General features: G+C 67.7%; 21 protein-coding genes. 9 read left to right on the top strand and 12 right to left on the bottom strand.

The annotated features are described in order from the left end of the window. Positions 1-22: 22 nt before the first annotated feature. The 6 genes from QUV35_RS08700 to QUV35_RS08675 form a co-directional block, all read right to left on the bottom strand. On the bottom strand, positions 23-925 hold the full coding sequence (locus QUV35_RS08700; protein ID WP_300872752.1) for a putrescine ABC transporter permease PotH: 903 nt from the start codon (positions 923-925) through the stop codon (positions 23-25). Positions 926-1,050: 125 nt separating this feature from the next. Next, the gene (locus QUV35_RS08695; RefSeq protein ID WP_300872749.1) at positions 1,051-2,145 is read right to left on the bottom strand and encodes an ABC transporter ATP-binding protein; all 1,095 of its coding nucleotides are present in this window, start codon (positions 2,143-2,145) and stop codon (positions 1,051-1,053) included. Positions 2,146-2,247: 102 nt separating this feature from the next. Beyond that, a complete protein-coding gene (locus QUV35_RS08690; protein ID WP_300872747.1) occupies positions 2,248-3,426 on the bottom strand; it encodes an extracellular solute-binding protein in 1,179 nt (392 codons plus the stop codon). Between the two features lie 152 nt (positions 3,427-3,578). Beyond that, positions 3,579-4,991 carry an aspartate aminotransferase family protein gene (locus tag QUV35_RS08685; protein ID WP_300872745.1) on the bottom strand — a complete coding sequence of 471 codons (1,413 nt, stop codon included), beginning with the start codon at positions 4,989-4,991 and terminating at the stop codon, positions 3,579-3,581. Between the two features lie 22 nt (positions 4,992-5,013). Then, complete coding sequence (locus tag QUV35_RS08680; RefSeq protein ID WP_300872743.1) at positions 5,014-6,384, bottom strand: glutamine synthetase family protein; 1,371 nt, start codon at positions 6,382-6,384, stop codon at positions 5,014-5,016. Between the two features lie 81 nt (positions 6,385-6,465). After that, positions 6,466-7,275, bottom strand: coding sequence for a gamma-glutamyl-gamma-aminobutyrate hydrolase family protein (locus QUV35_RS08675; RefSeq protein ID WP_300872741.1), 810 nt, complete (start codon positions 7,273-7,275; stop codon positions 6,466-6,468). A 214-nt stretch (positions 7,276-7,489) separates the two neighbouring features. On the opposite strand from QUV35_RS08675, the gene QUV35_RS08670 reads away from it, so the two are divergent. After that, positions 7,490-8,971, top strand: a complete 1,482-nt coding sequence (locus tag QUV35_RS08670) for a PLP-dependent aminotransferase family protein (protein WP_300872739.1) — start codon at positions 7,490-7,492, stop codon at positions 8,969-8,971. Between the two features lie 146 nt (positions 8,972-9,117). Continuing rightward, entirely contained in the window at positions 9,118-10,245 is a 1,128-nt protein-coding gene (locus QUV35_RS08665; protein ID WP_300872737.1) for a beta/gamma crystallin-related protein, read from the top strand. A 24-nt stretch (positions 10,246-10,269) separates the two neighbouring features. Here QUV35_RS08665 and QUV35_RS08660 read toward each other — a convergent pair whose 3' ends face one another. The 4 genes from QUV35_RS08660 to QUV35_RS08645 all read right to left on the bottom strand — a co-directional run bounded on the left by QUV35_RS08660 (position 10,270) and on the right by QUV35_RS08645 (position 15,164). Continuing rightward, the gene (locus tag QUV35_RS08660; RefSeq protein ID WP_300872735.1) at positions 10,270-11,574 is read right to left on the bottom strand and encodes an FAD-binding oxidoreductase; all 1,305 of its coding nucleotides are present in this window, start codon (positions 11,572-11,574) and stop codon (positions 10,270-10,272) included. Between the two features lie 2 nt (positions 11,575-11,576). Continuing rightward, entirely contained in the window at positions 11,577-12,506 is a 930-nt protein-coding gene (speB, locus tag QUV35_RS08655; protein WP_300872733.1) for an agmatinase, read from the bottom strand. Positions 12,507-12,614: 108 nt separating this feature from the next. After that, the gene (locus QUV35_RS08650) at positions 12,615-13,919 is read right to left on the bottom strand and encodes a hypothetical protein (protein ID WP_300872731.1); all 1,305 of its coding nucleotides are present in this window, start codon (positions 13,917-13,919) and stop codon (positions 12,615-12,617) included. A gap of 21 nt (positions 13,920-13,940) precedes the next feature. Further along, positions 13,941-15,164, bottom strand: coding sequence for a YbfB/YjiJ family MFS transporter (locus QUV35_RS08645; protein ID WP_300872729.1), 1,224 nt, complete (start codon positions 15,162-15,164; stop codon positions 13,941-13,943). A gap of 95 nt (positions 15,165-15,259) precedes the next feature. On the opposite strand from QUV35_RS08645, the gene QUV35_RS08640 reads away from it, so the two are divergent. After that, on the top strand, positions 15,260-16,621 hold the full coding sequence (locus QUV35_RS08640; RefSeq protein WP_300872727.1) for an aspartate aminotransferase family protein: 1,362 nt from the start codon (positions 15,260-15,262) through the stop codon (positions 16,619-16,621). Between the two features lie 39 nt (positions 16,622-16,660). Here QUV35_RS08640 and QUV35_RS08635 read toward each other — a convergent pair whose 3' ends face one another. Both QUV35_RS08635 and QUV35_RS08630 read right to left on the bottom strand, forming a co-directional pair. Further along, positions 16,661-17,254 carry a hemerythrin domain-containing protein gene (locus tag QUV35_RS08635; protein ID WP_300872725.1) on the bottom strand — a complete coding sequence of 198 codons (594 nt, stop codon included), beginning with the start codon at positions 17,252-17,254 and terminating at the stop codon, positions 16,661-16,663. A gap of 73 nt (positions 17,255-17,327) precedes the next feature. Continuing rightward, positions 17,328-19,628 carry a cation-translocating P-type ATPase gene (locus tag QUV35_RS08630; RefSeq protein WP_300872723.1) on the bottom strand — a complete coding sequence of 767 codons (2,301 nt, stop codon included), beginning with the start codon at positions 19,626-19,628 and terminating at the stop codon, positions 17,328-17,330. A 111-nt stretch (positions 19,629-19,739) separates the two neighbouring features. On the opposite strand from QUV35_RS08630, the gene QUV35_RS08625 reads away from it, so the two are divergent. The 6 genes from QUV35_RS08625 to minE all read left to right on the top strand — a co-directional run bounded on the left by QUV35_RS08625 (position 19,740) and on the right by minE (position 23,409). After that, positions 19,740-19,937 carry a cation transporter gene (locus tag QUV35_RS08625; protein ID WP_300872721.1) on the top strand — a complete coding sequence of 66 codons (198 nt, stop codon included), beginning with the start codon at positions 19,740-19,742 and terminating at the stop codon, positions 19,935-19,937. A 14-nt stretch (positions 19,938-19,951) separates the two neighbouring features. Continuing rightward, complete coding sequence (gene cueR, locus QUV35_RS08620; protein ID WP_300872719.1) at positions 19,952-20,482, top strand: Cu(I)-responsive transcriptional regulator; 531 nt, start codon at positions 19,952-19,954, stop codon at positions 20,480-20,482. A 64-nt stretch (positions 20,483-20,546) separates the two neighbouring features. Then, entirely contained in the window at positions 20,547-21,113 is a 567-nt protein-coding gene (locus QUV35_RS08615; protein ID WP_300872717.1) for a Spy/CpxP family protein refolding chaperone, read from the top strand. A 402-nt stretch (positions 21,114-21,515) separates the two neighbouring features. Next, positions 21,516-22,295 (top strand): septum site-determining protein MinC, encoded by a 780-nt coding sequence (gene minC / locus QUV35_RS08610; protein ID WP_300872716.1) that lies wholly within the window; start codon positions 21,516-21,518, stop codon positions 22,293-22,295. Positions 22,296-22,329: 34 nt separating this feature from the next. After that, positions 22,330-23,145 (top strand): septum site-determining protein MinD, encoded by an 816-nt coding sequence (gene minD / locus QUV35_RS08605; RefSeq protein WP_300872714.1) that lies wholly within the window; start codon positions 22,330-22,332, stop codon positions 23,143-23,145. A gap of 3 nt (positions 23,146-23,148) precedes the next feature. Next, the gene (gene minE, locus QUV35_RS08600) at positions 23,149-23,409 is read left to right on the top strand and encodes a cell division topological specificity factor MinE (RefSeq protein WP_069048370.1); all 261 of its coding nucleotides are present in this window, start codon (positions 23,149-23,151) and stop codon (positions 23,407-23,409) included. The last annotated feature ends 226 nt before the right edge of the window (positions 23,410-23,635 follow it).

The following is a 23,635-nucleotide window of genomic DNA, read 5'->3' as shown; positions in this document are numbered from 1 at the left end:
TTCGCGAATGGGCCCGGGGCGGTCATTTGTCGTCTGCCGTGGAGCGGTAGTACATCGCCAGCGGAACGACGATCAGCGCGATCATCACCACCGCCAGCGCCGTGGCGCGAGGCCAGTCGTTGGCGGTGAACATCTCGTCCCACACCACGCGCCCGATCATGAGGTTTTCCGGTCCGCCCAGCAGCGACGGAATCACGAACTCACCCACGCAGGGAATGAAGACGAGCATGAAGCCGGCCACGATGCCGGCCTTGGACAGCGGCACGGTGACCAGCCAGAAGGCCTTGAACGGCGTGGTGCCCAGGTCGTAAGCGGCCTCCAGCAGGCGGAAGTCCATCTTCACCAGGTTGGCGTAGAGCGGCAGCACCATGAAGGGCAGGTACACATAGGTCATGCCGATCAGCATCGACACATTGGTGTAGAGCATCTGGATCGGCTCGTCGATGATGCCCAGCGACATCATCAGCCGGTTGAGCACGCCCTGGTCGGTCAGGATGCCCTTCCAGGCGTAGACGCGCAGCAGGAAGGACGTCCAGAACGGCAGCATCACCATGAGCAGCAAGGCCGGGCGGACACTGGCCGGCGAGCGGGCGATGAAATAGGCGAACGGATAACCGATCACCAGGCAGAAAAACGCCGTGGCCAGCGCGTAGCCGATGGACCGGATGTAGGCATCGACATACAGCGTCTTGAACAGCGGCGCGCCCTCCTCGGTGCGGAAGATCGCGAGGTAGTTCTCGTACCTCAAGCTCAGGATGCCGGTCACCGGATCCCAGATCGGCTTGAACGGGCTGATGTCCCCGCCCATGTCGACAAAGCTGATGTAGAGCAGGATCAGGAACGGCAGAAAGAAGAAGACGATCAGCCAGAGAAAGGGCACGCCGATCACGAAGCGTTTGCCGGGAACAGGAAGTGAAGATGCCATCGTTGTGCTCCAGAACTTCAGTCGGCGAAAGGGCCTTCAACCAGGGGTGCGGAGGAACCGGCTTCGCCGGGCCTCTCGCGCCGTCCCCCTACCAGGGGGGATGGCCGCGAAGCGGCGCAGGGGGGTCAATCCCTGAGCACCACGCCGGCCACATCGCTCCACCAGAAATACACCGTGTCTTCCCAGGTGATGTCCGAGAGGTCCTGGCGCGAGGTGTTGGCCTCGGTGATCTTGAGCTTGCTGCCGTCGCTGGCCTGAACGATGTAGGTGTTGTAGGAGCCGAAGTAGGCGATCTCCTTCACCACACCCGTGAACAGGTTGACCGACACGCCTTCGGGGCGCTGCTTGCTGATCTCGATCTTCTCGGGCCGCACGGCCAGGGCCACCGGCATGTTGAGGTGGCCCGGCACACCATGGCCGACCTGCATCTCGCCGATGGCGGTCAGCACCGCGCAGCGGTTGGGCTCGTCCTGGCTGAGCTTGCCTTCGAACAGGTTCACGTTGCCGATGAAGTCGGCCACGAAGCGGTTGGCCGGGTGTTCGTAGATCTCCTCGGGTGTGCCCACCTGCAGCACGCGCCCCTTGCTCATGATGGCGATGCGGCTCGCCATGGTCATGGCCTCTTCCTGGTCGTGGGTGACCATCACCACGGTCACGCCCACTTTCTCGATGATGTTGACCAGCTCGAACTGGGTCTGCTCGCGCAGTTTCTTGTCGAGCGCGCCCAGGGGTTCGTCCAGCAGCAGCATCTTGGGCCGCTTGGCCAGACTGCGCGCCAGCGCCACCCGCTGCTGCTGGCCGCCGGAGAGCTGGTGCGGCTTGCGCTGGGCGAACGGGGTGAGCTGCACCAGGGCGAGCATCTCGTCGGTGCGTTGTTTCACCTCGGCCTTGGGCAGGCCTTCGCGTTTCAGGCCGAAGGCCACGTTTTCCCAGATGCTCAGGTGCGGAAACAGCGCGTACGACTGGAACATCATGTTGACCGGGCGCTCGTAGGGCGGCATGGACGCCACGTCCTGGCCGCCCAGCAGGATGCATCCCGAGGTCGGCTTCTCGAAGCCGGCCAGCATGCGCAGCAAGGTGGACTTGCCGCAGCCCGAACTGCCCAGCAGCGCGAAGATTTCGCCCTTGCCGATCGACAGCGAGACCTCGTCCACCGCGGTGGCATCGTCGAACCGCTTGACCAGTTTCTCGGTGACCAGATAACCCGTTGACTCTGCCATCGTGGATTCCGTTTCTTCGCTGCTGCCAGCGAGCTGACCCAATGAAAAAGGGCTGTTCAACCGCAGTGGAAGAACAGCCCCGGGAGCCTGCGCGTGGCCCGCTTACTTGCCGCGCTTGAACGCGTTGTAGGTGTCGTTGAGCGTGCTGGCGATGTCGTTGGAGTAGCCACCGGTGGGGATCAGGCGCGCGGTGTCTTCATCGCTCAGGAAGATGGTCTTGTTGTTCTTGACCTCGTCCTTGATGTCGGCCAGGGCAGCCTTGTTGCCGGTGGGGTAGTTCATCTCGTTGGCCATGGCCGCACCATTGGCAGCGCGAAGGTAGAAGTCGATGAAGGCGTGCGCGTTGTTGACGTGCTTGGCGTCCTTGGGGATGGCCATGGTGTCGATGAACACCAGACCGCCACCCGTGGGCAGCAGCGGGATGATCTCGTCCTTGCCGCCGGTTTCCTTCACGCGGTCGGCAGCGATGTTGATGTCGCCCGACCAGCCGATGAAGGCGCAGGCCTTGCCGCCGGCGATGTCGTCGATCATGGTGCTGGAGAACAGGCGCACGTCCTTGCGCACCTTCATCAGCATCTCACCGGCGAGCTTGAAGTCTTCCGGGTTCTCGCTGTACGCAGGCTTGCCCACGTAGTTCAGCGCCACCGGCAGGATCTCGCTGGGTGAATCCAGGTAGGCGATGCCGCAGGAGCGCAGCTTGCTGGAGTACTCGGGCTTGAAGACCAGGTCCCACGCGTTCTCGGGCATGGGCATGCCGCCCAGGGCCTTCTCGACCTTCTGCTTGTTGATGCCCACCGTGGTGAAGCCCCAGGCCCAGGGCACCAGGTGCTTGTTGTCGGGGTCCACGCCGGCGATCTTGGCCATGAACTCGGTGTCCAGGTTGGCGTGGTTGGGGATCTTGCTCTTGTCGATCGGCTGGTAGAGGCCGCCCTCGACCTGCTTCTTGGCGAAGCCGGCGGTGGGGATCACGATGTCGTAGCCCGAGTTGCCGGCCACCAGCTTGGCGTGCAGGGCCTCGTTGTTCTCGAAGGTGTCGTAGTTGACCTTGATGCCGAACTCCTTCTCGAAATCGGCCACCAGGGTTTCGGTGATGTAGTCGGGCCAGTTGTAGATGTTGAGGATCTTCTCGTCGTCCAGCACCGGGCCGGCAGGGGCTGCGGGCGCGGCCGGCGCGGCGGCCACAGGCGCGGGCGCGGCCGGCGCGGCAACGGGTTCTTCCTTCTTGCCACAGGCAGCCAGCAAGATGGCCGACATCGCAATAACCAGTACGTGTTTCTTCATGGTGGGGCTCGCTCCTGAGAGGGGTTGATCAACGACAAATCGAACCGAAAGGCGTGGAAATGACTCAACAAACGTCTAGCAAGTTCCAGACCCGCTGCTGCCGCAATGGCACCTCAACGGTGCATTTCGGCGCGCTGCAAGGCGCATTCTATTCACGCATGCTGACCAGCGGCGCGCAACTGGGCCAGAGTGGCGTCCAGGCAGGTGTGGATCAGCGCCATCATCTCGTCGATCTGGACCCGCGTCATGACCAGGGGCGGCGAGATGATCATGCGGTCGCCCACGGCGCGCATGATCAGTCCGTTCCTGAAGCAATGGGCACGGCACATCATGCCCACGCCGAGGTCCGGATCGAAGCTGGCGCCGGTGGCCTTGTCCTTCACCAGCACCAGCCCGGCGACGAAGCCGCAGGTTTCGGCCACGCCCACCAGCGGATGTTCGTTGAGCTCGGCAAAGCGCTGCGCCAGGTAGGGCCCGATGTCGTCCTTCACCCGTCCCGGCAGGTTCTCGCGCTCCATCAACTCGATGTTGGCCAGCGCCACCGCACAGGCCACCGGGTGGCCGCTGTAGGTGTAGCCGTGGTTGAACTCACCGCCCTGCTCGATCAACACCTTGGCCACACGGTCGCCCACCATCACGCCGCCCAGCGGGATGTAGCCGCTGGTCACCGCCTTGGCGAAGGTGATGAGGTCGGGCCGGTAGCCGAACTTCTCGTAGGCGAACCAGTGGCCCAGACGGCCGAAGGCGCAGATCACCTCGTCGGAGATCAGCAGGATGCCGTACTTGTCGACGATGCGCTGGATCTCGGGCCAGTAGGTGTCGGGCGGGATGATCACGCCGCCGGCGCCCTGCACCGGCTCGGCAATGAAGGCCGCCACCTTGTCGGCGCCCAGTTCCAGGATCTTCTCTTCCAGCCAGCCGGCAGCGCGCAGGCCGAAGGCGTCCTTGCTTTCACCGGGCAGCGCGTTCTCGAAGAAGTAGGGCTGGCCGATGTGCGTGATGTTGGGAATGGGCAGGTCGCCCTGCGCGTGCATGCCGCTCATGCCACCCAGCGATGCACCGGCCATGGTGCTGCCGTGGTAGGCGTTGAGCCGGCCGATGATGACCTTGCGCTGCGGCTGGCCCAGCAGGTCCCAGTAGCGGCGCACCATGCGCACGTTGGAGTCGTTGCTCTCGCTGCCGCTGCTCGAATAGAACACGTGCTCGAAGCTGCGACCGCCGATGGTGGGTGCCAGCGAGGCCAGCTTGGCCGCCAGCTGCACCGCCGGCACGTTGGTGGTCTGGAAGAAGCTGTTGTAGAAGGGCAGCGTCATCATCTGCTGGTGCGCGGCATCGGCCAGGGCCTTCTGGCCATAGCCCACGTTCACGCACCACAGGCCGCTCATGGCGTCCATGATCTTGTTGCCCTCGGAATCCCACACGTAGATGTTGTCGGCGTGGGTGATCACGCGCGCGCCGCGTGTGGCCAGGTCACCGTGGTCGGTGAAGGGGTGGATGAAGTGCGCGCTGTCCAGGGCCTGGATGTCCTGCGTGCTCAGGTGCTTCGGGTCGATCGGTGCGTTCATGACGGGATCCTTCGTGATTGGTTCAAACGTGCAGCAGCAGATGCTCGCGTTCCCACGGCGAGATCACCTTCATGAACTCGTCGAATTCGAGCTCCTTGATCTCGGTGTAGATGGTGATGAATTCCTTGCCCAGCACGTCGTGCAGGTCGGTCTCGCGGCGCAGCCAGTCGAGCGCCTCGCCCAGGCTGCGTGGCAGCGAATAGGGCGAGAGGTAGGCGTCGCCCTTCATCTCGGGCTTGGGCTTGATCTTGTTCTTCAGGCCCAGATAGCCGCAGGCCAGCGTCATCGCCATGGCCACGTAGGGGTTGGCGTCGGCGCCGATCACCCGGTTTTCCACCCGGCGCGCTTCGGGACTGGAGATTGGCGAACGGATGCCCACCGTGCGGTTGTCGTGGCCCCATTCGATGTTGATGGGAGCCGCGGTGTGGCGCGAGAGACGGCGGTAGCTGTTGACGTACGGCGCCACCAGCACCATGGCCGCGGGAATGTAGCGCTGCAGGCCGCCGATGTAGTGGTAGAACGATTCGGAAGGCGTGCCGTCGTCGTTGCTGAAAATGTTCTTGCCGGTGGCCTTGCTCAGGATGCTCTGGTGGACGTGCATCGCCGAGCCCGGCTCGCCGGCGATCGGCTTGGCCATGAAGGTGGCGTACATGTCGTGGCGCAGCGCCGACTCGCGCACCGTGCGCTTGAAGAAGAACACCTCGTCGGCCAGGCCCAGCGGATGGGCATGGAAGAAGTTGATTTCCATCTGCCCGGCACCGGCCTCGTGGATCAGCGTGTCCACGTTGAGCTTCATCTTGTCGCAGTAGTCGTAGATCTCCTCGAACAGCGGGTCGAATTCGTTGACCGCGTCGATGCTGTAGGACTGGCGCGAGGTCTCGGCACGTCCGCTGCGCCCGATCGGCGGCTTGAGCAGCGTGTTCGGATCGGTGTTGCGCGCCGTCAGGTAGAACTCCAGCTCGGGGGCCACCACCGGGTTCAGGCCCTCGGCGTCGAACAGCTCGCACACGTGGCGCAGCACACTGCGCGGCGCAAAAGGCACCAGCTTGCCGTCGTGATCGAAACAATCGTGGATCACCTGCGCGGTGGGGTCGGTGGCCCAGGGCACGATGCGCGCGGTGGTCGGGTCCGGGCGCAACTGCATGTCGCGGTCGGTCGGCTCGATCACGTCGTAGTACGGCCCGCTGGCCGGAAACTCGCCCGTCACCCCCATCGCCACGATCGCCTGCGGCAGACGCATGCCGCGGTCCTCGGTGAACTTCTCGCGCGGCAGGATCTTGCCGCGCGCCACCCCGGTCAGGTCGGGCACGAGGCACTCGACCTCGGTCACGCGGTTCTCGTTGAGCCAGCGTTCCAGATCGTTGAAGGTCATTTTCTTGTCAGTGGCTGTCATGTGCCGTCTCCGTTGTGGTCGCAAAGAATGTCCAGGGGCATCAAGGGCCCGGCTCCGCCGGCCCGGGATGCGGTGTTCATGTCAGGCACTCGAACTGGCCGGGCTGCGCGACAGGTCGGCGGCCTGCAGGCGCAGGCTGTTGCGCGAACGGCAGGCACGGCCGAACGCTTCAAAGATGGCGGCGTAGAACGGCGTTTCCCAGCAACGCCATTCGGGGTGGAACTGCACGGCGTAGGCAAAGGTGCGCGCGCCGCGCACGCCGAACGCTTCGACCACGCCGTCGGGCGCGTGGGCCAGTGCCTCCAGGCCCTCGGCCAGTCGGTTGATGCCCTGGCCGTGCAGCGAATTGACCTGGGTCTCGGGGCCGCCGGCCCACTGCTCGAACACGCTGCCGGGGGCGAAGCGCACGCTGTGGCTCGGCGCGTACTGTTCGTCGGGTGGCGCCGTCTTGGGTTCGCGGTGGTCCATCAGGCCGGGCACCTCCTGCACGCGCTGGTGCAGCGTGCCGCCCAGGGCCACGTTGATTTCCTGGAAGCCGCGGCAGATGCCCAGCAGCGGCACGCCCTCGCGCACGCAGGCCTTCACCAGGGCGAGGGTGAGCAGGTCGCGATCGGCATCCAGTGGCAGGCTCGGGTCCGCCACGTCCTCGGCGAAGTGCGAGGGGTGCACGTTGGAGGGGGAACCGGTCAGCATCACGCCGTCCACCAGCGCCAGCAGGTCGCTGATCTGGTCGGTGTCGGCCAGGGGGAACATCACCGGCTGGGCCTGCGCCCCCACCTTGACCGCCCGGGCGTACTTGTCGCCCAGCAGCAAGAAGGGCATCTGGTGACCGTGGTCACCCATCAGACGGTGGTCGGCAGGCAGCCAGACCATGCTCGGCGGCTTGTTCATGTTCTCTCCAATGCAATGGGACCCATTGTGAGGACACAATTGGTTCACACTGAGGGCCAGTTGAGCCCACCCCGTGGTGCCACTTGAAAGCCCCCCTGCGCCGCTTCGCGGCTTCCCCCTGCTGGGGGGACCACACCTGCGGCCTGGCAGAGCCAGTTCCGCGGTGTGTCTGGAAGGGGCACGTCGCTCCGCCTTCTGAATTGGAATCCTTTAGATGCTGTCCGAATTCCTGCTCGCCGAAATGAACCGCCTGGGCACCCAGGACGCGCTGCCGCTGCACCGCCAGCTGTACGAGGCGCTGCGCCGCGCCATGCTCGACGGCAAGCTCGGCGCGGGCGAGCGCCTGCCTTCCAGCCGCGACCTGGCCGAGGACCTCCAGCTCTCCCGCAACACGGTGGTGGCGGCGATCAACCAGCTCAGTGTCGAAGGCTATCTGGCCAGCCGCGTGGGCAGCGGCACCTATGTGAACGACAACGTGCCGCGCGCCGCGCCCGGCCGGGGTGCCCGCAGCGGTGGCCAGCCCGCCACCTTGCAGGCCGGGCGGCTGTCCGCGCGGGGCATTGCGCTGTCCACCACCTTCTGCGCCACCGAGCTCGAGGTGCAGCCCTTCACACCCGGCATGGTCGACTTCAGCGCCTTCCCCGTCGCGCTGTGGCAGCGGCTGCAAAACAAGCACTGGCGCATGACCTACCCGGACATGCTGGACTACAACACCTCGGGCGGCTACGCGCCGCTGCGCCGCGCTGTCGCCGACTACCTGCGCGTGTTCCGCAGCGTGCACCTCGAGGCCGACCAGGTGGTGATCACCAGCGGCACGCAGCAGTCGCTCGAACTCTGCGCGCGCCTGCTGGCCGACCACGGCGACACGGTGTGGGTGGAGGACCCGGCCTACTGGGGCGCGGTCAAGGCCTTCATGGCCACGGGCCTGGCCATTCACCCGGTGCCGGTGGACGAGCAGGGCATCAGCCCGAGTGCGGGCGACAGCACCCACCCGCCACGCCTGATTTATGTGACACCCTCCCACCAGTACCCCACCGGCGCGGTGATGACGCTGCCGCGGCGCCACCAGCTGCTGGCCACGGCGCGCGCGCACGACGCCTGGGTGCTGGAAGACGACTACGACAGCGAATACCGTTTCAGCGGTCCACCCATCTCCAGCCTGGAGGGCCTGGACACCGACGGCCGCGTGCTCTACATGGGCACCTTCTCCAAGGTGCTCTACCCCGGCCTGAAGCTGGGCTACCTGGTGGTGCCCAAACCGCTGGTGGCGGCGTTCAAGCAGGCCCACTACGACCTCAACCGCCCGGGCCAGATGCCGGTGCAGGCCGCGCTCGCCGAGTTCATCGAGATGGGCCACTTCTCCAGCGCCTTGCGCCGCGCGCGGCAGAACTACGCCGAGCGCCGCCAGTGCCTTCTGGGCGCACTCAAACCCGTGCTCACGCCTGGCGGCCCGTACATCAGCGGCGCCGAACAGGGCCTGCACCTGTGCCTGCGGCTGCCCGGCGACATCGACGACCGGGCGCTGGCCCAGCGCATCGCCCAGCAGGGCCTCACCGTGCGCCCGCTCTCGGCCTACTGCCTGCAACGCCAGGACCTCAAGGGCCTGGTGATCGGCTACGGCTATGCACCGCTGGCCGACATCGCGCGTTGCGGGCCGGTGCTGGCCGGCCTGGTGGGGCAGGCCCTGAGGGCCTGACGGGCGGACGGACATCACGCATTCCGTGTCTGTCGGGTAAAGACCCTGCTCGCCGCAGGTTTCGCGCCACGGCCTTGTGCGGCAACGCACAGACCCTGCGGCGGGCTGCGCTCAATGTCGGCGTCACCCCCACAGGAGACGTTGACATGAAACACTTTTTCGGCCTTTTGCTGACCACTTCCACGCTGGCGCTGAGCACGCAGGCGGCCGCCCAGGCCACGCTCTTTGCCAACGACAACTTCGCCGGACAGTCGCTGCGCATGACCAACCAGGTGCCCAGTCTCAAGCGCTACAACTTCGACAATCGCGCGTCCTCGATCGTGGTGGTGGGCAACCGCCTGGAGGTGTGCGAGGACGACAGCTTCCGGGGACGCTGCACGGTGTTGCGCCCGAGACGCTACACCGCCCTGTCGCAGCTCGGCATCGAAGACGGCATTTCCTCGGCGCGCGTGCTGGCCGCCGACGAACGCGTGAGCGAGAACCGCTACGCGCCGCTGCCCGGCACCGCGCCGGCCGCCGTGAGCATCACCTTCTTCGAGGGCGAGCGTTTCCAGGGTCGCTCCTACACCGCCTCCGGACAGGTGCCCAACCTGCGCCGCACCGGCTTCAACGAGCGCGCCCAGTCGGCCGTGGTGTCGGGCGAGCGCTGGGAGGTCTGCGACAACAACCGCTACAGGGGCCAGTGCATGGTGCTCAAGCCGGGGCCATACCCCTCGCTGGCCGCCATGGGCCTGAACGACGAGGTCTCCTCGGTGCGCGCCGTGGCGCGCAGCGCCCGTGTGGCCGACGACCGCTATGCGCCCGCCCCGATGCTGGCCTACGACGGACGCCGCCGCAACGGCGAGCGCCTGTATGAGGCAGAGATCAGCTCGTCGCGCGCCGTGCTGGCCACTTCCGGCCAGCGCTGCTGGGTCGAGAGCACGCAGGTGCCGGCCGAGCGCGGCGGTGCGAACATCCCGGCCGCCGTGGTGGGCGCCCTGCTCGGCGGCATCCTGGGTCACCAGGTCGGCAACGGCACCGGCCAGGACGTTGCCACCGTGGGTGGCGTGGTGGCCGGGGGCGCGATCGGCGCCCAGTTCGGTCGCGACGGCAAACCCACGACGCAGGACGTGCAGCGCTGCGAGGCGGTGCCCGGCGGCGCACAACCTGCGTACTGGGATGTGACCTACCAATTCCGCGGCACCGAGCACCGCGTTCAGACCGCTGCTGCGCCCGGCAACCGCATCACCGTCAACGAGCGCGGCGAGCCGCGTGAGCCCGACGAGCCGCGCTGACCCGCGAGCGGCCGGTTCGCTGGCTCAGAGCGCGTCGCGCAGGCGGTGCCAGAGCATGCCCAGCGCCAGGCTGGGCGTGCGCAGCAGCGACCCGCCGGGAAACCGGCGATGCTGCAGCCGGGCGAACACGTCGAAGCGCCCGGCCTGCCCGGCCACCGCTTCGGCCACCAGCTGGCCCGCCAGGCCCGTGAGCGCCACGCCGTGGCCGCTGAAGCCCTGCAGGTAGTACACGTTGTCACCCAGCCGCCCGAAATCGGGCGCCCGGTTCATGCTGATGTCGACAAACCCGCCCCAGACGAACTCGACCGGCGCCTGCGCCAGCGCCGGGAACACCTCGCCCATGCGGTGCGCCATCACGGCCGACAGCCTGGCCGGCGTGCGCGTGGTGTAGCTCACCCGGCCGCCAAACAGCATGCGGTGATCGGCGCTGAAACGGAAATAGTCGAGCACGAAGTTGTTGTCGCACACGGCTGCGTTGCCCGGAATCAGGCGCGCACAGAGCTCGGGATCGAGCGGCGCCGTGCCAACGATGTAGGTGCCCACCGGCATGATGCGCGGCGCGATTTCGGGCGCGACCGCCGGGCCGTATTCGGGGAGCATGCAGTTGCCGGCCAGCACGGCGAAGCGCGCCCTCACCTGCCCTTGCGCGGTGCGCGCCACGAGCGCGGCGCCGCGCTGCAGGTCGGTCACCGGTGAGTGTTCGAAGATGCGAACGCCGGCGGCCTGTGCCGCGCGCGCCAGCCCCAGTGCGTATTTCAGCGGGTGCAGGTGGCCCGAGCGCTGCTCGCGCGCGGCGGCCACGTAGCGCGGACTGCCGATCAGGCGCGGCAGGTCGGCGCCTTCGGCCCAGTCCACCTCGATGCCGCGCTGCCGCAGACCGTCCACTTCCTCGATCAGCGCTCGCTGCTTGCGCGCCGAGTCGGCCACGTACACATAGCCATGCACCCGGTCGCATTCGATGCCGTGCCCAGCGATGCGCGCGTCGATCAGGTCGATCGCCTGCAGCGACATGTCCCAGGCGCGCCGGGCATCGGCGGCGCCCAGCTGGTCTTCAAAAGGCCCCTGGCCGCTGGCAAACCCCACGATGGCCTGGCCACCGTTGCGCCCGCTGGCGCCGCTGCCGATGCGCTCGGCCTCCAGCAGCACCACGCTCAGGCCACGCTGCGCGAGTTCGAGCGCGGCGCTCAGCCCGCTGAAACCCGCGCCCACCACCACCACGTCCACGCTCAGCGACTCGCGCAAGGCGGCGCAGGCGGGCGGGCGCTGCACGCTGGCCTCGTAATAACTCTTCTGGTTGAGCTGGGTGTCGGAACCGATCAACGAGGCCATGTTCAGGCTCCCTCGTGTTTGGCGACCTGACCACTCAGGTAGGTCCACACGAAAGTGGCCGCTGCGTTGCTGGTGAGCTCTGCGTGGTCGTAGGCCGGGGCCACTTCCACGCAGTCCATGCCCACCCAGTTCAAGGGGGCGAGTTCCTCCAGCAGGGTCAGCACCTGCGAACTTGTCATGCCGCCGGGCTCGGGTGTGCCGGTGCCGGGGGCAAACGCGGGGTCCAGGCAGTCGATGTCCAGCGTGAGGTACACCGGCCGCTCGCCGATGCGCGCACGGATCGCGTCGATGACAGGCTGCAGCCCGGCGCCGTCAAGCCCGCGCAGGGCGCGTGCGGTGAAGATCTGCCCACCCTGGTCGGCCACGTACTCGCGCGCGGCGCGCTCGCCGCTGGAGCGGATGCCGATCTGCACCGTGTGGGTCGCGCTCACCAGGCCTTGCTGCAGCGCCTCGAAGGTCCAGGTGCCGTGGCCCGAGGGCTCGCCGAAATGGTCGCTCCAGGTGTCGCAGTGGGCGTCGAAATGGACGAGCGCCAGCGGCTCGCCGCCGTGGCGGGCCTTCGCCGCGCGCAGCAGCGAGAGCGTCACCGAATGGTCACCTCCCAGGAACACGCAGTGGTGCCGGGCCATCAGGGCCGCGGCCTGGGCCTCGATGTGCTGTCGCACTTCGGGCAGCGGCGAGGCGTTGGGCAGGCGCATGTCGAGCGCGTCGCCCAGGTGCTCCAGCGGCGAGACGTTGAACACCGGGTGGATGCCGTCGCACAACATCAGGCTGGCCGAGCGAATGGCCTGCGGACCGAAACGCGCGCCGGGGCGGTTGGTCACCACGCCGTCGAAGGGCACGCCGGAGATGGCAAACGCCTGGTCGGTCAGCGGTGCGCAACCCAGGAATCGGTTGCTGTTGCTGGCGTAGGCAAACTGACCCATGGCCATGGTGGATCCTCGGTGGAGTGTGGCGAAGTGGAGCCAGAAGATACCCCTCGTGAACGGGGCACGTGAGTCCAATTCGGTCGGCTGACCAGCGTCCACCGACGCCGGTGCTCATTGGCCGAACAGGTCTTTCAGGCCCTCCCCGAGCCGGTCGCCGAGGTTGGCGCCCGCGCCCGTGCCCACACCGGGCATGAGCGCGGTGCCGATCGCCGCGCCCAGCAGGGCCGAGCGGCTCAGGCTCAGGCTCGGATCGTCCAGCGTGCCGCCCACCACCAGCGGCACACCCACCACGTCCCCGCCCGCACCGCGCGTCACGTCCACCCGCACCCGACCCGACAGGGCGCCGGACGGTGCCACCGTCACCGCGCCGGTGGCAGCCAGCGCCCCCGAACTGGCCACCAGATTCGTCAGTTCGATCTGCTGCCCGCGTGTGCGCACCTGCCCGGCCAGCGTGTCCAGCCCGGTGCTGCCACCGCGCGACAGGCCCACCGTGGCCACCGCGCGGGCCAGGTCCACGCCCTGCAGCACGGCGTTGTTGACCGTGAAGCGGGTCTGGGTGCGCAGCGCCTGCGCCACCGCGGCGGCGCCCGCCGCCGGGTTGATGCGCGCCGACAGCGTGGTGCTGGCGTCGAGCCGGCCGGTGAGCGTGCGACTCGGTGCGGTCAGCGCGAACACCTCCACGCCCCGGGTTTCCAGCGCGCCCTCGAACGTCAGGTCGCGCGCCCGGGCCGAAGCCTCGGGCAAGCGCAGCCGCAGCGGTCCCTGCAGCGTGCCGCCGCCCACCTCGACCTTCAGGTCCCAGGCGGTCGCCGCATCGGTCTGGCGTTGCAACACCGCCCTGGCGCCTTCCAGTGCACCCCGGAGCACCGTCACCGTGGCCCGGGCCGGCCAACCGTCCTCGTCGAGTGCGAGTTCGGCCTGCACCGTGCTGCTGCCGCCCTGCGTGCCGATCCAGGTCACGTTGTCCAGCACCACCCGGCGCGGCAGCCAGCGCAGGTCGGAGGCGGGGTCATCGGGGCCGGGCGCGGCCGGTGTGCTGGCCGGATCCTGGGCACGCGCTCCCAGCAGCACCAGGGTGGTCTGCGGCAACACGGCCTTGCGCACGACCAGCGTGGCCATCTCCAGCCGGCCCTGCAGCAGCGCCGACCACACCGGGCGCGCCTGCGCACGGGCCACGGTGAGGGCAGGACTGGCCTGCACGGTCAGGCCTTCCAGCGCCACGGACGGCAGCAGGAACAGATCCACCGACACGCGCGACAGCGTCACCGGCAGGCCGAGCCGGGCCGAGGCTTCGCGCTCCACGCGCTGGCGAAAGCCGTCGCTGCCGGTCCACTGGCCCAGGGCCCACACGGCCAACAGCAAGAGCAGCACCACCAGCCCCGACACGGACCCCGTCCAGATGAAAAATCGACGCATGGGCGGATTGTGCCCAGCGGATCAGAGCGCGCGCTGGCGCAGCGCCAGTGCCGCACCGATCCACAGCGCCACCGCCGAAAACACCAGCCCTTCGCGCAGCCCCTGCGCGCCACTGGACCCGTCGGCGATGAAGCCCACCACCGTGGGCCCGACGATCTGTCCGGCCGCGAACACGATGGTGAAGGCACTGATGCCCGCCGCCCACTGCGCCGGCGGCAGGTTGTGCCGCACCAGCGCGGTGGTGGACGCCACCACCGACAGAAACACGCCACCAAACAGCAGGCCCGAGGCGATCACCCACACAGGATCCCGGGTGAGCGCCGGCACGATTGCCGCGAGGCCCAGCAGCGCGTTCAGGCGCGCCAGCGCCTGCCCGTTGCGGTGCCGGTCCAGCAGGCCGGCCCAGATGCGCGAGGACGCCACCACCGCCAGGCCGAGCAGGGCATAGAACAGGGTGATGGCGCCGCTGGAGCTGCCCTGCTCGCGCAGCAGCGCGATCACAAAGGTCATGTAGCCGATGTAGCCCACGCCGAAGCCGGCGTAGCCGGCCAGCGCGAAGGCGAAGTCGCGCAGGCGGAACGCGCGCTGTCCGCCGGCGGCCGTGCTGGCCACGGGCGCCGGCTGGTTCGCCAGCGCGCGCGCCGGCCAGGCCATCAGCGCCGTGGCCAGCAGGCACACAGCCGCCAGCGCCCACCAGGCCCAGGCCCAGCCGTGCGGCTGCCCGGCGGCCGCGGCCAGCACCGGCGGCACGCCCAGCGCCGAGATCACGATGCCCAAACCCGTGCCACCGTAGTAGATGCCGAGCAGGAAACCGCTGCGCTGCGGCTGTCGCGCACCCAGCCGCGCCGCCAGCAGCCCGCCGGCGATGAACACCAGCGCACTGGCCACACCGGCCAGCAGGCGCTGCACGAGCAGCGGTGCAGGCGCCGTGAAAAACCCGCTCAGACCCATGAACAGCGATGCGCCCAGCGACCCCGCGATCAACAGCCCGGTGGGCGAGAACCGCCGCATGAGCCAGGGCGTGGCGAGCGCACCGATGAGGTAACCCACCGCGTTGAAGGTGTTCATGGCACCGGCCAGGGTGTAGCTCCAGCCGAGGTCGTCGCGCATCGGCGGCAGCAGCAGGCCATAGGCAAAGCGCGTGATGCCCAGCGAGACGGCCGCGCCCAGCGACAGCGCCAGCGCCAGGCGGATGCAGGACGCGAGGTCGGCGGTGTTCGCTGCGGGGGAGGGGGTGGCGCGCATGGGTCTGCCATTGTCGGTGCCAATTCACGGTCGCCGCAGACAACCAATGCGCGCGCGGCGCCCACGGCCCCCGCGCCCGGCTTAAGCTGCCCGCCATGAAACCACTGGCCACCGACACCCTGCGCGCGATGCTGCACACGGAGCGCGAACGCTTCATCGCCAGCCACCCGCAATCGATGGCGCTGGCACGCGCCGCCCATCGGCACTACCTGTTCGGCGTGCCCCTGCACTGGATGCGCGACTGGCCCAGCCCGGCCACCCTGTTCGTGGCACAGGCGCAGGGTGCCACGCTGACCTGTGCCGACGGCCTGCACCACAGCGACTTCTGCCTTGGCGACACCGGCGCCATGTTCGGCCACAGCCCGCCGCCGCTGGCGCGGGCCATCGCCGCGCAGGCGGCTCGGGGACTGACCTGCATGCTGCCGGCCACCAACGCTGCCGACGTGGGTGAAGCGCTCGCCAACACCTTCGGCCTGCCCATGTGGCAGATGGCCTTGTCGGCCAGCGACGCCAACCGTTTCGTGCTGCGCTGGGCGCGCGCCATCACCGGCCGCAGCCAGCTGCTGGTGTTCGACGGCTGCTACCACGGCGCGGTCGACGACACGCTGGTCGACAGGGACCCGTCCAGCGGCGCCACGCTGGCACGTCCGTCGGTGCTGGGGCAGGTGCACAACCACGCCGCCTTCACCCGCGTGGTGCCGTTCAACGACCTGGATGCACTGGAAACGGCGTTGAAGCAGGGCGACGTGGCCTGCCTGCTGGCCGAGCCCGCGCTCACCAACTTCGGCCTGGTCCCGCCAGAGCCCGGTTTCTGGGCGGTGGCCCGCGCGCTGTGCCGCGAGCACGGTGCGCTCTTCGTCTGCGACGAAACCCACACCATCTCCACCGCGCGCGGCGGCTACGCCCGTGCCCATGCGCTGGACCCCGACTTCATGGTCGTCGGCAAGGCGGTGGCGGGCGGCCTGCCGTGTGCGGTGTACGGCTTCACACAGGCCGTGGCCGAACGCATGCTGCGGTCCAAGAACGCGGCTCCCGAAGGCCACAGCGGCATCGGCACCACGCTCGCCGGCAACGCGCTCACGCTGGCCGCGCTGCAGGCCTCGCTCGACCACCTGCACACCGAGGCCAGCTACAGCCACATGCTGACTGTGGCGGCCGCGCTGGAGCAGGGCCTGCGCGAGCGCATCCACGCAGCCGGCAGGCCATGGACCGTCACCCGACTGGGCGCCCGCATGGAACTGCAGTTCATGGCGCACACCCCGCGCAACGCCCAGGACGTGCGCGATCAGGCGCAAGGCGAGCTCGAGGCCCTCGTCCACCTTTTCATGCTCAACCGGGGCGTGCTGCTCACGCCCTTCCACAGCATGATGCTGATCTCACCCGCCACGACCCCGAGCGATGTGGCGCGGCTGCTGGGCGTGTTCGACGAATGGCTGGACGCCCTGGCGCGGTCCTGAGCACCCACAGGCCGCACCGGCGTCGCGGGGAGTCCTCCCTCAGTCCCCGAGGCCCACGGGAGCGGGTGCCCGCATCACGATCCGGGTGAACAGGCGGTCGAACTGCGGGTCGCGCGCGCCCTTCTCGTCAAGTGGGTCGCGGTGGGTGGCAAAGGCCACGTTGAGTGCGTGCCAGTCGGCCTCGGTCAGGCCCTTCTCGGCCTCCGGCAGGAGCACCGATTCTTCGAGCCGCATGTGCTCCAGGTAGAACTGCACATAGCGCAGCGCTTCTTCCTCGAACGCCGCGCGCCGGCTCTCGCCCAGGTACTCCCAGGCCATCAGCAGGTGCATCAGTCCGCGCACCCGGACCTCGCCGCTCATGTGGTCGCTCTCGAGGCGTTCGATGGTCGACATCACGTGCGGCGCCACACGTGCCACACGCGGGAACAGCAAGTCCGACTCCTTGGGATGGTGCAGCTTCTCGGGAAACTCGTCGATGTAGAACAGCATGGCGCGCAGCACGTCGAAGTACTGTTCGGGCGCGTGCTTGCCATCGGCGTCGGGCCCTCGCTGGATCATCTGCAGCATCGACTTCAGCATCGCGGCCAGGCTCGCGTGTTCGTCACGGATCACGCGCAGGGCACTGTGGTTCATGGTTGTCTCCTGGGATGCACTTCAACAAGGTCCCGAGCTTCTCCCAGCATTCACCGGCCTGCCTTGACACAGGTCAAGGCATCGGGCCCGGGGCCCGGCGCTGTGGCGGCTTCCAGCGCTTGAGCAGCAAGGCGTTGCTCACCACGCTGACCGAGCTCAGCGCCATGGCCGCGCCCGCCACCACCGGACTCAGGAAACCCAGCGCCGCGAGCGGAATGCCGGCCACGTTGTAGGCAAAGGCCCAGAACAGGTTCTGCCGGATCTTGCTCACGGTGCGGCGCGAGATGTCGAGCGCGGCCGCCACCATCAGCGGGTCGCCCCGCATCAGCGTGATGCCGGCCGCGTGCATGGCCACGTCGGAGCTGCCGCCCTGGCTGTGGCTCATGGCCATGCCGACATCGGCCACCGCCAATGCGGGGGCATCGTTCACACCATCGCCCACCATGACCACAACATGGCCGCCCTGCTTCAAGCGGCTGACCACCGCCGCCTTGTCACCCGGCAACACCTCGGCAATCACCTCGCCGTCGGCCGCGCGCAGACCCAGGCGCGTGGCCATGGCCAGGGCCGCGCCCTGGTTGTCACCCGACACCATGAACAGCCGCATGCCGGCCGCGCGCAGTTCGGCGATGGCCGCGGCTGCACCCACCTTGGGTTCGTCGCCAAAGGCCAGCAAGGCCAGCGGAGACCATCCGGTGCCGCCGGCAGCCTGGCTGGCCAGCACCGACACGGTCGACCCTTGTTGCTGCAGCGCCTGGGCCCGCGCGGCCAGTGGCCCCAGATCGATGCCGAGCTGCGCCATCCAGCGCAAACTGCCCAGCGACAGGCGGGTGCCCTGCACCGTGCCCTGGCTGCCGCGGCCCGACACGGCCTGCACGTCCTGCGCCGCATCGGGTGCCACCGCCAGCGAACGGGCGTGGGCAGCATCCAGCACAGCGCGGGCCAGCGGGTGCGCACTCTGTGCCTGCAGGGCCGCCGCCGTCTGCAGCACCGACACCTCGTCAACGCCTGGGGCCGCTTCGATCAGCAACAGGCGCGGATGCCCCTCGGTCAGGGTGCCGGTCTTGTCGAACGCCACGGTGTCGACCTTGTGCGCGATCTCCAGCGCCTGTGCGTCCTTGATCAGGATGCCGTGCTTCGCCGCCACGCCCGTGCCCGCCATGATGGCCGCCGGTGTGGCCAGACCCAGGGCACACGGGCAGGCAATCACGAGCACGGCCACCGCGTGGATCAACGCTTCCTCCATGGGCGTGCCGGTCCACAGCCAGCCCAGCATGGTGAGCAGCGCAATCACGAGCACCACTGGAACAAACACGGCCGCCACCTGGTCGACCAGCCGCTGCACCGGCGCCTTGCCGGCCTGCGCGTCCTGCACCAGCGCAATGATCTGCGCGAGCACGCTGTGCGCACCGATGGCGCGCACCTTCACCTCCACCGCTCCTTCGCCGTTGAGCGAACCGCCGGTCACACCGTCACCCACTTCCTTGGGCACCGGCATGGCCTCACCCGTGAGCATGGATTCGTCGGCCTGCGTGCTGCCCTGCACCACCGTGCCATCGGCTGCGAACCGCTCACCCGGCAACACGCGCACCACGTCACCCGGCAACAACTCGTCCACCGCCACATCGGTGATCTCGGTGCGCACAAGGCCATCGGGCAACAGGTGCGCGCGCTCGGGACGCAAGGACTGCAAGGCCCGGATCGCGCTGGTGGTCTGGCGCTTGGCGCGCGCTTCAAGCCACTTGCCCAGCAGCACCAGTGTGATCACCACGGCCGAGGCCTCGAAATACAGGTGCGGCATGTCGCCCGCAGCGGCACGCCACCACAACCAGACGGACAGCGCCCAGGCCGCCGTGGTGCCGATCGCGACCAGCAGTTCCATGTTGCCGGTGCGCGCCTTGAGGGCGTGCCAGCCGGCGCGGTAGAAGCGTGCGCCCAGCACGAACTGCACCGGCGTGGCCAGCACAAACTGCATCCACGCCGGCAGCATCCAGTGCCCGCCGAACAGGTCTCCCACCATGGGCAGCACCAGGGGTGCCGACAGCACGATGCCGATCAGCACCGGCAGAACATCGCGTGGCAAGCCGAGCCAACCAACCACGGCGGCCTCTTCGATGGCATCCATCGAGCGCGGCTCGTAACCCGCATCGCGCACCGCACGCTTGATGCGGGCCAGCGATGCGGGCGCATCGCCACCTTCGATCAGCACCCGGGCCGATTCGGTGGCCAGGTTCACCGTGGCTTCGGACACGCCCGGCTGTTTCTTCAACGCCTTCTCGACGCGAAGCACGCACGAGGCGCAGGTCATGCCGCCAATGCCGATGTCGATTCGACCGGGCGGTTGGGAAGTGTCTGTGGTGGTCATCGTGTTCATCGAGCCAGCATAAGCTTTACCACCATGGGAAGGTCAAGCAGGGTCTGCGCTTGACCTTCACATGGTGTCAAGGATGACAATGCGCTCTCTCCAATCCATCAAGGAATTCCCATGAGCGAAATCTTCACCGTGCAAGGCATGACCTGCGGTCACTGCGAGAAGGCCGTGACCATCGCCATCCGACGACTCGACCCCAAGGCACAGGTCACGATCGACCGGGCACAGAACCGCGTCGAAGTCGACACCACACAAGACCGCGACGCGCTGGCCGAGGCCATTCGCGAAGAGGGCTACCAGGTGGCCGCCTGATCACCGCCGGCGCCATGAACACCCTGCAGGACGAAGCACCCGAACTGCGGATTGCCTGGCCGATCAACATCGGCAAGGCCGCAGCGCTCAGCGGCATCTCACCCAAGATGCTGCGCCACTACGAAGCATCGGGGCTGCTCGGTGGCGTGGTGCGCACCGACAGCAACTACCGCCAGTACACGCTGGCCGATGTCCACACGCTGCGCTTCATCCGCCGCGCCCGCGACATGGGCTTCGGCCTGGACGCCATCGCGGAGCTGGTGAGCCTGTGGCACAACCGCAAGCGCAGCAGCGCGACCGTCAAACGCATCACCCGCAAGCACCTGGACGAACTCGCGCAGCGCATCCAGGCCTTGCAGGCCATGCAGCGAACGCTCGACAGCCTGATGCACCTGTGCCCGGGCGATGGCCGCCCGGACTGTCCGATCCTGGACAACTTCGCGCATGCGCCCGACGAGCCGGCAACGGCCGCGAAAAGCGGAACAAAACTTTACAAGCCCGCCACAACGGCCGCACCGCGCAGAAACACCCCCCGACCACACTGAAGCCATTCCAGAGCCGCTTCCCATGGCTGTGGTGATTTTTCTTCAACGGTCACAAGGAGTGAACATGACATCGATTCCCAAACGTGCACTGATGGCTGCCGCCCTGGCAGCTGCCTTTGCCGGCCTCTCGGCCACCGCCATCGCCCAGAACACCCCGGCGGCTCCCGCAGCACCCACCACCACCCAGCAAGCGCAGGAAGGCGCCAGGGATGGCCAGCGCGATGCAAAACGCGCCGAGCGCATGGCCCGCATGCAGCAGCGCATGGCCGAGCGTCAGGCGGCCCTGAAGGCCGAACTGAAGATCACCGCCGACCAGGAGCCCGCCTGGAACGCCTTTGTGGCCCGCACACAGCCACAGGCACGACCGGCGCGTCAGGGTCCGCGCGAAGACTGGTCGGCACTGACCACACCCCAGCGGCTCGACAAGATGGCGGCCATGAAGGCCGAACGTGATGCCCGCATGGGCCAGCGCCACGACGCGATCAAGAGTTTTTACGCCGCACTCAATGCCGAACAGCAAAAGGTGTTCGATGCCAGGCAGATGCAGGGTTACCAGCGCGCCGGCATGAAAGGTCACGGCAAAAACCACCACCACGGCGGCGGACACCACCGCATGGGCAGCACGATCTGACCGGCTCCCAAGCCGGGGGACTTCTCTGCGCTTGTTCTTATAGATTCCTTTAATACAAGATAGCAGTAGTAGTAGAGGGCGCTGTCCACTGTGGACAAGCGCCCTTTCTCTTGTCCGATCAAGGACTTGGCCCCGTTCAAAGGCTGTGTGAAGCACCCCTGGCCCGGTCGGCCGAAAAAAGGATAACCGCCAGGTTTTCAACCGCCCTGTGGATAAGTGCTGGCTTGTTCAAAAGATATACACAGGTTTGTTGTCCGAACGGCGGAAACATGCCCTGACACCTGGGCACATGCGCTTGCCGGCGCCGTGCAGCCCGGCTGTTAAACTGCGCCGCTTCATGACCGACCCCCGGCGCTTTGCGACGCGCGGGCCGGCGGCCTTTTTTGTGAGCCTGTTCCGCCCATGTCTGTTGCCCTCGCAGGAAACGCGCCCACCACCTTTGAAATCAAAAGCGCCCACCTGCCCCTGGTGGCGCTCATGCTCAAGTCGTCCGACCTCGATCGCCTGGCACTCGAACTGGCCCAGCGCTTTGGCGACATTCCTGACTTTTTCGACCACGATCCACTGGTCATCGACCTGCACCCCCTGAACGTGGCCGAGGCCCAGGCCTTGCCCGATTTCGGTGCCTTGCAGGCCTTGTTGCGCCAGTACCGGCTGGTGCCGCTGGCGGTGCGCGGCGGCACCATCGAACAGACCCGGCTGGCCCTGGCCGCCGGTCTGACCAACACACCCGACGCATCGGTGCAGCGCGCACCACCGTCCGTGATGCCGACCGACATGGTCGTGCCGCCCGAGCCGGTGGCCGCCGCAGCGCCCGCTACCCCGGCGTTCGCGCCCGGCGCGCTGGTCATCGACAAACCCCTGCGCTCGGGCCAGCAGGTGTATGCCCGCGGGCGCGATCTGGTGATGATGGCCATGGTCAACCCGGGTGCCGAGGTGATTGCCGACGGCCACATCCATGTGTACGCACCGCTGCGCGGCAAGGCCATCGCCGGCGCCCGTGGCAACACCGATGCACGCATCTTTGCCCTGGGCATGGCACCCGAGCTGATCTCGATCGCCGGCATCTACCGCACCAGCGAAGTGCCCTTGCCCGACACCATCCAGGGCAAGCCGGCCCAGGTGCGTCTGCTGCCCGGGCCCGACGGCGACAAGCTGGTGATCGACGCCCTCGGCGTTTGACACCCCCCATTTTTCGAACAGAAGGACCTTCACCATGACCAAAATCGTTGTCGTCACCTCCGGCAAGGGCGGTGTGGGCAAGACCACCACCAGCGCCAGCTTTGCCTCCGGCCTTGCCATGCGCGGTCACAAGACCGCCGTCATCGACTTCGACGTCGGCCTGCGCAACCTCGACCTGATCATGGGGTGCGAGCGGCGCGTGGTGTATGACCTGATCAATGTGATCCAGGGTGAAGCCAACCTGAATCAGGCGCTGATCAAGGACAAGCAGTGCGACAACCTGTTCGTGCTGGCCGCCAGCCAGACGCGGGACAAGGACGCGCTCAGCCAGGAAGGCGTGCACAAGGTGCTCAACGACCTCGCTGCCATGGGCTTCGAGTACATCGTGTGCGATTCGCCCGCCGGCATCGAGACCGGTGCGCTCATGGCCATGCACTACGCCGACGAAGCATTGATCGTGACCAACCCCGAGGTCTCCAGCGTGCGCGATTCCGACCGCATCCTGGGCATGCTGGGCAGCAAGACGCAGCGCGCCATCGAAGGCAAGGAACCCATCAAGGAACACCTGCTGATCACGCGCTACAACCCCACGCGCGTGGCTGACGGGCAGATGCTCTCGCTCGAGGACATCCAGGACATCCTGCGCATCAAGCTCATCGGCGTGATCCCCGAAAGCGAAAACGTGCTGACCGCGTCCAACCAGGGCACGCCCGCGATCCACCTCAAGGGCACCGATGTGGCCGAGGCCTACAGCGATGTGATCGACCGCTTTCTGGGCGCAGACAAGCCGCTGCGTTTCATCGAGGCCGAGAAGGCCGGTTTTTTCAAACGCCTGTTCGGGGGGAAGTGACGCATGTCGATCTTTTCCTTTCTGCTCGGCGAGAAGAAAAAAACCGCCAGCGTGGCCAAGGAGCGGCTGCAGATCATCCTGGCCCACGAACGCAGCGGCCGAAGCGCCTCCGAACCCGACTACCTGCCCGCGCTGCAGCGTGAACTGGTCGCCGTGATCAGCAAATACATCAAGATCAACCCGGACGACATCAAGGTCCAGCTCGACCGCCAGGACAACCTGGATGTGCTGGAAGTCAAGATCGAATTGCCGGACCGGAAGTAGGGCCCCCACGCTGCCCCGCTTCGCGAGGTCCGCTGCCCCCCGAGGGGGCTGATCCGGCTTGGGGCGGCCCGGCGCCGGATCTGCGTGCCCCCACGCTCCCCCGCTTCGCGAGGTCCGCTGCCCCCCGAGGGGGCTGATCCGGCTTGGGGCGGCCCGGAGCCGGATCCGGAAGCCCCCACGCTCCCCCGCTGCGCGAGGTCCGCTGCCCCCCGAGGGGGCTGGGCCT

Source organism: Hydrogenophaga sp., from assembly GCF_030373225.1.
Classification (GTDB): Bacteria; Pseudomonadota; Gammaproteobacteria; order Burkholderiales; family Burkholderiaceae_C; genus Hydrogenophaga.
Note: the sequence above shows the minus strand (reverse complement) of the source record. Positions and strands in the feature narration are given on the sequence as shown.

Bases quoted from the DNA above. Each gene is read 5' to 3' on its own strand.
- QUV35_RS08700 (WP_300872752.1), bottom strand. From the start codon at position 925: ATGGCATCTTCACTTCCTGTTCCCGGCAAACGCTTCGTGATCGGCGTG.
- QUV35_RS08695 (WP_300872749.1), bottom strand. From the start codon at position 2,145: ATGGCAGAGTCAACGGGTTATCTGGTCACCGAGAAACTGGTCAAGCGG.
- QUV35_RS08690 (WP_300872747.1), bottom strand. From the start codon at position 3,426: ATGAAGAAACACGTACTGGTTATTGCGATGTCGGCCATCTTGCTGGCT.
- QUV35_RS08685 (WP_300872745.1), bottom strand. From the start codon at position 4,991: ATGAACGCACCGATCGACCCGAAGCACCTGAGCACGCAGGACATCCAG.
- QUV35_RS08680 (WP_300872743.1), bottom strand. From the start codon at position 6,384: ATGACAGCCACTGACAAGAAAATGACCTTCAACGATCTGGAACGCTGG.
- QUV35_RS08675 (WP_300872741.1), bottom strand. From the start codon at position 7,275: ATGAACAAGCCGCCGAGCATGGTCTGGCTGCCTGCCGACCACCGTCTG.
- QUV35_RS08670 (WP_300872739.1), top strand. From the start codon at position 7,490: ATGCTGTCCGAATTCCTGCTCGCCGAAATGAACCGCCTGGGCACCCAG.
- QUV35_RS08665 (WP_300872737.1), top strand. From the start codon at position 9,118: ATGAAACACTTTTTCGGCCTTTTGCTGACCACTTCCACGCTGGCGCTG.
- QUV35_RS08660 (WP_300872735.1), bottom strand. From the start codon at position 11,574: ATGGCCTCGTTGATCGGTTCCGACACCCAGCTCAACCAGAAGAGTTAT.
- speB (WP_300872733.1), bottom strand. From the start codon at position 12,506: ATGGCCATGGGTCAGTTTGCCTACGCCAGCAACAGCAACCGATTCCTG.
- QUV35_RS08650 (WP_300872731.1), bottom strand. From the start codon at position 13,919: ATGCGTCGATTTTTCATCTGGACGGGGTCCGTGTCGGGGCTGGTGGTG.
- QUV35_RS08645 (WP_300872729.1), bottom strand. From the start codon at position 15,164: ATGCGCGCCACCCCCTCCCCCGCAGCGAACACCGCCGACCTCGCGTCC.
- QUV35_RS08640 (WP_300872727.1), top strand. From the start codon at position 15,260: ATGAAACCACTGGCCACCGACACCCTGCGCGCGATGCTGCACACGGAG.
- QUV35_RS08635 (WP_300872725.1), bottom strand. From the start codon at position 17,254: ATGAACCACAGTGCCCTGCGCGTGATCCGTGACGAACACGCGAGCCTG.
- QUV35_RS08630 (WP_300872723.1), bottom strand. From the start codon at position 19,628: ATGAACACGATGACCACCACAGACACTTCCCAACCGCCCGGTCGAATC.
- QUV35_RS08625 (WP_300872721.1), top strand. From the start codon at position 19,740: ATGAGCGAAATCTTCACCGTGCAAGGCATGACCTGCGGTCACTGCGAG.
- cueR (WP_300872719.1), top strand. From the start codon at position 19,952: ATGAACACCCTGCAGGACGAAGCACCCGAACTGCGGATTGCCTGGCCG.
- QUV35_RS08615 (WP_300872717.1), top strand. From the start codon at position 20,547: ATGACATCGATTCCCAAACGTGCACTGATGGCTGCCGCCCTGGCAGCT.
- minC (WP_300872716.1), top strand. From the start codon at position 21,516: ATGTCTGTTGCCCTCGCAGGAAACGCGCCCACCACCTTTGAAATCAAA.
- minD (WP_300872714.1), top strand. From the start codon at position 22,330: ATGACCAAAATCGTTGTCGTCACCTCCGGCAAGGGCGGTGTGGGCAAG.
- minE (WP_069048370.1), top strand. From the start codon at position 23,149: ATGTCGATCTTTTCCTTTCTGCTCGGCGAGAAGAAAAAAACCGCCAGC.